The organism is Streptomyces sp. NPDC026417 (assembly GCF_055567695.1).
In genome coordinates this window covers 317,841-324,850 of sequence record NZ_JBVHPY010000006.1, presented here as the reverse complement: position 1 = coordinate 324,850, position 7,010 = coordinate 317,841, and the positions used below count along the sequence as shown (strand labels likewise).

The window sequence follows — 7,010 nt, the reverse complement described above, 5'->3', positions numbered from 1 at the left end:
GGGAGGGCTCCCCTTCCCTCGGGGGGTTGGTTCCCCCCCCGCAAGAAGGGGGGGGGGGGCGGGCTTGGGGGGGTGGGCCCCCCCCCCGAGGGGGGGCCCCCCCCGCCTCGCGCCGTGTCCACTCACAGGCAGCGGGCCCCGGGCCCGAGGTCAGCCCGTGGTGACGACCATCCGGAACCGCGCCGCCCCGGACATCATCTTCTGGTAAGCCTCGCCGGTCAGGTCCAGCGGCACGGTCTCGATCGTCGGACGGATACCGTGCAGCGCGCTGAACTCCATGGTGTCCTGCACGTCCTGCGCGGTGCCGGACGGGTGGCCGCGGACCACCCGGCCGCTCATCAGCAGCTGGACCGGGCTGATCCCCAGCGGCTCGGGGCTGACCCCGATGGCCACCAGCTCGCCGCGCGGCGCCAGCCCGTCCACCGTCGCCGCGATCGCCTCGGAATCGCCCGCGGTGGCCAGGACGACCTTGGCGCCGCCGAGCGACTGCAGGGCGTCCGCCACCGCGGTGCCCGCCGTGCTGTCGATGTAGTGATGCGCCCCCAACTGCCGGGCCAGATCGGCCTTGTCGGCACCGCGGGCGATCGCCACCGTCTCGAAGCCCATGGCCACGGCGTACTGCACCCCGAGATGCCCGAGGCCGCCGAGGCCGAGGACGGCGACCCGGTCGCCCGGCCGGGCAGGGCTGCGCCGGAGCCCGTTGTACGTGGTGACGCCCGCGCAGGCCATCGGTCCCGCCTCGCTCGCCGTGAGCGCGTCGGGGATACGGGCCAGGGCGTCGACCGGCGCGATCATCGCCTCGGCGAAGCCTCCGTCGTACGACCAGCCGGGGACCTTGAGGTTCTCGCACACGATGAAGTCGCCCTGACGGCACGGGGTGCAGTGACCGCAACTGCCTCCGAACCAGCCCACCGTGACACGGTCCCCGACCTGCCAGCCGCTGTCGTGCGCCCCCTCGCCGACGGCGTCGACGCGCCCCGCGATCTCGTGCCCCGGCACCAGCGGAAACCGGACGCCGGGCAGGCCGGCCGACACGAAGAAGGCGTCGCTGTGGCACACCCCGCAGGCCTCCACGGCGACCCGTACATGACCGGGGCCCGGCTGCGGCACATCGCGTTCCACGATCTCGAACGGCCCGTTGGCGGCGGCCACCTGCGCGACTCGATAGGTACTCATACTGACTCTCCGGAACAGGTGTGAGGAACCCCCTCCCCAGCACACCAGCTCCGCGCAGTTCGCGCGCGCCGGGCCGGAGGACGCACCGGGGGCGCCTCCACGATGAACGGCCGGACATCGCAGCACAGCCAAACGTCACCGGTGTGACAGGTGATGCATGGCCCGGGAGAGTCGGCGCACCGCCGAGCCGCGTCGGGACCGACGCGGTCCGCACCAGCGGAACCCGGGCACCACTCGGGCGCGCCGAGCGGCGGATCGACGATCACGTCAAGGCGGGCGGACTCCTGTTCCCGGCGTCACGCCCCCACCCCTTTGACTTTAGTGGACCGGTCACCTAGCTTACTCAATAGTCGACCGGTCACCTAGTGACTCGAATCGCCTCCCCACCAGCACCTGCACACGGAATCGGAGACCGCCGCCATGGCCACTCCCGTCAAGCTCGCCATCGTCTACTACTCCTCCACCGGCACCATCACCGAGATCGCCAGGGAACTGCACGACGCCGCGGTCAAGGCGGGGGCGGAGGTCCGCCTGGTGAAGGCCGCCGAGCTCGCGCCGCCGGAGGCGATCCGGTCGAACCCGGCCTGGGCCGCCAACCACGCCGCGACCGCCGCCATACCGGAGGCGACCCCGGAGGACATCGAGTGGGCCGACGCCGTCCTGTTCGGCTCCGCCACCCGCTTCGGCAACCTCTCCGCCCAGCTCAAGCAGTTCATCGACACGCTCGGCGGGCTCTGGGCGCAGGGCAAGCTGGCCGACAAGGTGTACAGCGGCTTCACCTCGTCCGCCACGGCGCACGCCGGGCAGGAGACCACGCTGCAGGCGCTGTACACCTCCGTCCACCACTTCGGCGGCATCGTGGTCGCCCCCGGCTTCACCGACCCGGTCAAGTTCGCGGACGGCAACCCCTACGGGACCTCGCACGTCGATGCCCAGGGCACCAACCCGGTGGACGACACCACCCGCGCCGCGGCCCGGCACCAGGCGGAGCGCGTGGTGGGCATCGCCGCGCGGCTCAAGGCCGCCTGACCCACCCCGCACGCCCGCGCCTTCGGGCGCGGGCCGCCCACCGTCAGGCCGACGTCGGGTGATCTTCGGCGCCGGCCTCACCTCGGCGGCATCCGGCTCCGCCGGGGGGCTGCACTTCGCCGTCTCCGACGTGGAGGCGGCCCGGGTGGAACTCGCCGGCCGCGGGGGCGAGGTGAGCGAGGTGTTCCACGACGCCGGCCGAGTGTTCCATCGCGCCGGAGCCGAGGCCGGGAGCCGGGCCGGGAACGCCGCAGCTACGCGTCGTTCGCCTCGTTCGCCGACCCGGACGGCAACGAGTGGGTGCTGCAGGAGATCACGACGCGGCTCCCGGGCCGCTGGACGGGCAAGGGCGGCCCGGCGCCGTCGCCGGCGTTCCCCCGGCGTACAGAAAGGTGGCCGTCACCTGTTTGGTGACGGCCACCTTTCTGTGCGGGTGCCGCGGGCACGGCCGGTCTCTCCGCGCGCGCGGGCGGGACCTCAGCCGGCCACCGGAGCCGGCTCCGGGTCGCGGGCCCCGAGGATGGCGAGGCAGGTCCGCCACAGGACGTTCAAGCGCTGGGTGTCGTTGTAGAGCTTGGCGAAGAGCACCTGGCCTTCGAGCTGGGCGACGACGGACCGGGCGGCCTCGTGCGTGTCGCCGACGGTGACCTGACCCCGCTCGCGGGCTTCGGCCACGACCTCGTCCACCATCTCGACCTGCGCGTCGAAGATCTCCTGGAGGCGCACCCGGATGGCCTCGGTCTGGTTGCTCATCTCCAGGGTCAGGTTTCCGAACATGCACCCCGACACGGTGCCGCAGCTCTGCTGCCCCGCGTGCTGGGCGGCCTCCGTCTCCTCGAACAGCTGCCGCAGCCTCTGGAGCGGTTCGGCGTCGCCGCGCAGGACGCGGGTCCAGTCGGCGCGCTGGCCGGCCCACTGCTCGTCCAGGACGGCCAGGGCGAGGGCCTCCTTGGACTCGAAGAAGTAGTAGAAGCTGCCCTTCGGCACGCCCGCCGCCTTGCAGATCTCGGCGGTGCCCAGGGCCGAGTAGCCCCGCTGCTCGATGAGCGACCGGGCGGCGGTGAGGATCTTCTCCCTGGCATTGCTGGTGCGTCCCATGCGTCCAGTATACGACCGACCGACTATGTTGAGTAGACCAGTCGCCTATCCCCGGACCACACCCCCTGGGGCTCCACCCCGCCCCACGGCGGCGTCGAAGCATCCACTTGATAGGCAAGTCGCTGCTTGCCTATGGTGTCGGTCATGGCGGAGGATGTTTTCAAGGCACTGGCCGACCCCACGCGGCGGCGCATCCTCGACGAGCTGGTGGATCGGGACGGCCAGACGCTGTTCGAGATGTGCGCACGGCTGGTGACCAAGCACGGCCTCGGGCTGTCGCGCCAGGCGATCAGCCAGCACCTGGCCGTACTGGAATCCGCGGACCTGGTCCGGTCGCGGCGCGAGGGCCGCTACAAGTTCCACCACCTGAACACCGAACCCCTTGAGCACATCGTGACCCGGTGGCTCAAGCCCGAGGCACCGGAGAACACCCCATGAGGATCCACTTGACCAGCGTCTTCGTCGACGACCAGGAGAAGGCCCTGCGCTTCTACACCGACGTGCTGGGCTTCGTGAAGAAGACCGAGGTCCCGCTGGGCGAGGCCCGCTGGCTGACCGTGGTCTCCCCGGAGGACCCCGACGGGACCGAACTGCTCCTCGAACCCTCCGGCCACCCCGCGGTGCCGCCGTACAAGGAGGCGCTGGTCCAGGACGGCATCCCGGCCGCCTCCTTCGCCGTGGACGACGTGCACGCGGAGTTCGACCGGCTGCGCGGGCTCGGGGTGCGCTTCACCCAGGAGCCCCTGGAGATGGGCCCGGTGACCACCGCGGTGCTGGACGACACCTGCGGCAACCTGATCCAGATCGTGCACGGCGCCTGAGCCGGCGCCCGGGCCGGTCCGGAGTCCGGGCCGGCCCGGGCTCACGTCACAGGCCGCGCCAGACGTTGTCGAAGGCCGCGTCCTCGACCGCCTTGCGCTGCCGGACGGCCTCCAGTTCCATCACCGCGTCGTTCACCGCGGCCAGGACGGTCGCCAGCGTGTCGTCGAAGACGTCCTCGGAGTCCTCCCCGGAATCGTCCGCGGTCTCCTGGGACTCGCCGGCGGGCTCGTCGTACAGTCCGGCGGCCGTGGCGAGGGCGACGAGCACGGGCTCGCGGTCCGACCAGCGGGCCTGGGCCCGGCTCCGGTCCGCCGAGTCGACGAGCACCGCCTGCCCCGTCCGGAACGACGCCAGCCGGCGGTGCGGCCGGGTGAGCTGCCCCTCCGACTCGAACGCGGCCTCGTAGGTCGCGGCCAGGCCCCGGCCCCTTCGCCACAGCCAGTCCTCGACCGACTCGTACGGCTCCCGCCTGACGAGTGACGAGGCGGCCTCGGCCAGGAGTGGATCATCCGCCCCCGGCCGGTCGCCCGGCACGATGCGCTCAGCGTCCAGCCGGGCGGTCCCCGCCTGGAGGAGGTCGACGGCCTCGGCCCCGGCGAGCGTCAGCGACAGACTGCCCTGGTCCACGGAGCGAGCGGGTTCCAGATCCATCGCAACGATCAACAGGTCCCGTGCTGTGGTCATGTCGGCATCCCCTCGAAGGTGGCAACCACGGTACGACGCGGGGGCGGTCCCGCGCCTGCCGTGCGACGCCGCGGACGGCCGGCACTCCGGCCCGGGCAGATCGCCGCGGCTGCTTCCGCCGTCCCTCCGGGCGGGCCCGGGGCCGCCCGCGGAGCGCGCCGGTCAGGCGACGGCGCCCGTCGCGCTCCCCGGGTCGTTCGGATGGGGAACGAGCGCGGTGACGGTCGCCGTCATCCACGGCCGCAGGGGCAGCGTGCCGAGCACCTCGCGGTGGAGCTCCGCCTCGTCGGCGGCCCGCCAGATGCCGAGGCTGCGCAGTTCACCGACCGGCCGCCACAGGCGGACCAGATGTCCTTGGGCCGCCAGTTCCGCGGCCCGGACCGCTTCCGCGGCGCGTCGCCGGTCCACCTCCGCGGGGTCGGTGCCCTCGGGGACGACGGTGACGAGCTCGACCAGGAATTCACGCATGTCCTTCTCCCTTCCGTGGAGCGCCCGGCCGGAAACGGTATGCCGCCGGCTCGGGCCCTTTGACAATAGTAGACCGGTCACTTAGTTTCCCCCATGACCGGTCCACCACCCATCGGTCGAGCCGACTTCCGTCAGGAGAACCGTCATGAACGCTCAAGATCGGAAGGTCGCCGTCGTCACCGGTGCCTCCCAGGGCATCGGAGCGGGCCTGGTCGCCGCCTACCGCAAGCTCGGGTACGCGGTCGTGGCCACCTCACGCACCATCGCCGAGTCGGAGGACGCGGACGTCCTCACCGTCCGGGGCGACATCGCCGACCCCGCCACCGCCGAGCGGGTCGTCAGCACCGCGCTCTCCCGGTTCGGCCGGATCGACACCCTGGTCAACAACGCGGGGATCTTCGTCGCCAAGCCGTTCACCGAGTACACGCGGGAGGACTACGAAGCGGTCCTCGGCGTGAACGTGGCCGGCTTCTTCCGGATCACCCAGCTCGCCGTCGCCGACATGCTGGAACGCGGCGGCGGTCACGTCGTGCAGGTCACCACCAGCCTGGTCGAGCACCCCAACTCCGCCGTGCCGTCCGTCCTCGCCTCGCTGACCAAGGGCGGGCTCCAGGCGGCCACGAAGTCATTGGCCATCGAGTACGCGGGCCGGGGCGTCCGCAGCAACGCGGTCGCCCTCGGCACGATCAGGACGCCCATGCATCCCGAGGAGACCCACGCCGCTCTCGGCACGCTCCACCCGGTCGGCCGCATGGGTGAGGTGAGCGACGTCGTCGACGCCGTGCTGTACCTGGAGAACGCCCCGTTCGTCACCGGCGAGGTCCTGGCCGTCGACGGCGGCCAGAGCGCCGGGCACTGAGGCCCGGGGCTCAGGACGGGTCGGTCGTGGAGATGACCAGCATCTTCGTCACCGAGCCGTCGTCGCCGACCACGTCGCGCACATGTCGGAAGCCGATACGGCGGGCCATCGCCAGGCTGGCGGTGTTTCCGGCGCCCACCATGCCGTAGGCCTCCTTCAGGCCCAGGTTGTCGGCGGCGTGGCGCAGCAGCCCCCGGACGACCTCGGTGCCCAGCCCCTGGCCCCAGTACTCCGGGGCGAGCGCGGTGATGAGCTCGTACCCGTCGACGTTTCCGGTCTGCTTCACCTCCGCGTGGCCGGCGAACGAGTCCTGGAACCACAGGCCCCACACGTCGAACAGGTTCCGGGGGTACACGTCGTTCAGGATCGCCCGGAACAGCGTGCGCAGGTCGGCTTCCGGGACCTGTTCCTGTCCCATCCAACGGCAGACCTCCTCGTCGCGCAGGAGCGTGACGAAGGCGTCCTCGTCCTCGGGCCGGTAGGGCGTGAAGCGCAGTCGTTCGGTGTGCAGCGTGGGCGTCATCGGCGTACTCCTCTGAATGCGGACGAGTGCGGACGAGTGCGGGCGGCTTCCCGGACGCGGGAGGGGCCCTGCCCGGGGCGCGGGTGCGGTGACGCCGGAGGCGGTGGTCACCTGCCCGGCGCCCCGGGCGGAACGGGCGGGCTAGGAGCCCGCGTTCTCCATGCGCTCGCGCAGGCTGCGCGGGCGCATGTCGGTCCAGACCTCGTCGACGTACGCGGAGCACTCGGCCTCGGTGCCCTCCTTGCCGACGGGCTGCCAGCCCGCGGGTACCTCGACGTCGACCGGCCACAGCGAGTACTGGTCCTCGTCGTTGCGCAGCACCTGGTAACGGGTGTTCTCGTCCATGTCACG

The 7,010-nt window shown here is 72.0% G+C and carries 10 protein-coding genes; 4 read left to right on the top strand and 6 right to left on the bottom strand.

All coding sequences use genetic code 11. The features are described from left to right. Positions 1–150: 150 nt before the first annotated feature. Entirely contained in the window at positions 151–1,176 is a 1,026-nt protein-coding gene (locus tag ACZ4NT_RS12685; RefSeq protein WP_467725132.1) for an alcohol dehydrogenase, read from the bottom strand. Between the two features lie 420 nt (positions 1,177–1,596). Here ACZ4NT_RS12685 and wrbA point away from each other — a divergent pair, with 420 nt between their 5' ends. Continuing rightward, entirely contained in the window at positions 1,597–2,205 is a 609-nt protein-coding gene (gene wrbA, locus ACZ4NT_RS12680) for an NAD(P)H:quinone oxidoreductase (RefSeq protein ID WP_467725130.1), read from the top strand. A 477-nt stretch (positions 2,206–2,682) separates the two neighbouring features. On the opposite strand, the gene ACZ4NT_RS12675 is transcribed toward wrbA, so the two are convergent. Then, positions 2,683–3,303, bottom strand: a complete 621-nt coding sequence (locus tag ACZ4NT_RS12675) for a TetR/AcrR family transcriptional regulator (RefSeq protein WP_121408414.1) — start codon at positions 3,301–3,303, stop codon at positions 2,683–2,685. Positions 3,304–3,447: 144 nt separating this feature from the next. Between ACZ4NT_RS12675 and ACZ4NT_RS12670 the strand changes: the two genes are divergently transcribed. Next, complete coding sequence (locus ACZ4NT_RS12670; RefSeq protein WP_121408707.1) at positions 3,448–3,741, top strand: metalloregulator ArsR/SmtB family transcription factor; 294 nt, start codon at positions 3,448–3,450, stop codon at positions 3,739–3,741. Then, positions 3,738–4,124 carry a VOC family protein gene (locus ACZ4NT_RS12665; RefSeq protein WP_121408415.1) on the top strand — a complete coding sequence of 129 codons (387 nt, stop codon included), beginning with the start codon at positions 3,738–3,740 and terminating at the stop codon, positions 4,122–4,124. Before ACZ4NT_RS12670 ends, ACZ4NT_RS12665 begins: the two co-directional genes overlap by 4 nt. A 46-nt stretch (positions 4,125–4,170) precedes the next feature. Here ACZ4NT_RS12665 and ACZ4NT_RS12660 read toward each other — a convergent pair whose 3' ends face one another. Both ACZ4NT_RS12660 and ACZ4NT_RS12655 read right to left on the bottom strand, forming a co-directional pair. Beyond that, positions 4,171–4,809, bottom strand: a complete 639-nt coding sequence (locus tag ACZ4NT_RS12660; protein WP_467725127.1) for a GOLPH3/VPS74 family protein — start codon at positions 4,807–4,809, stop codon at positions 4,171–4,173. A 162-nt stretch (positions 4,810–4,971) separates the two neighbouring features. Next, entirely contained in the window at positions 4,972–5,277 is a 306-nt protein-coding gene (locus ACZ4NT_RS12655; RefSeq protein ID WP_467725126.1) for a muconolactone Delta-isomerase family protein, read from the bottom strand. Positions 5,278–5,422: 145 nt separating this feature from the next. Between ACZ4NT_RS12655 and ACZ4NT_RS12650 the strand changes: the two genes are divergently transcribed. Next, a complete protein-coding gene (locus tag ACZ4NT_RS12650; RefSeq protein ID WP_467725125.1) occupies positions 5,423–6,136 on the top strand; it encodes an SDR family NAD(P)-dependent oxidoreductase in 714 nt (237 codons plus the stop codon). A gap of 10 nt (positions 6,137–6,146) precedes the next feature. On the opposite strand, the gene ACZ4NT_RS12645 is transcribed toward ACZ4NT_RS12650, so the two are convergent. Further along, positions 6,147–6,659, bottom strand: coding sequence for a GNAT family N-acetyltransferase (locus tag ACZ4NT_RS12645; RefSeq protein ID WP_121408419.1), 513 nt, complete (start codon positions 6,657–6,659; stop codon positions 6,147–6,149). Positions 6,660–6,800: 141 nt separating this feature from the next. Further along, positions 6,801–7,004, bottom strand: a complete 204-nt coding sequence (locus tag ACZ4NT_RS12640) for an MbtH family NRPS accessory protein (protein WP_121408708.1) — start codon at positions 7,002–7,004, stop codon at positions 6,801–6,803. Positions 7,005–7,010 lie beyond the last annotated feature (6 nt).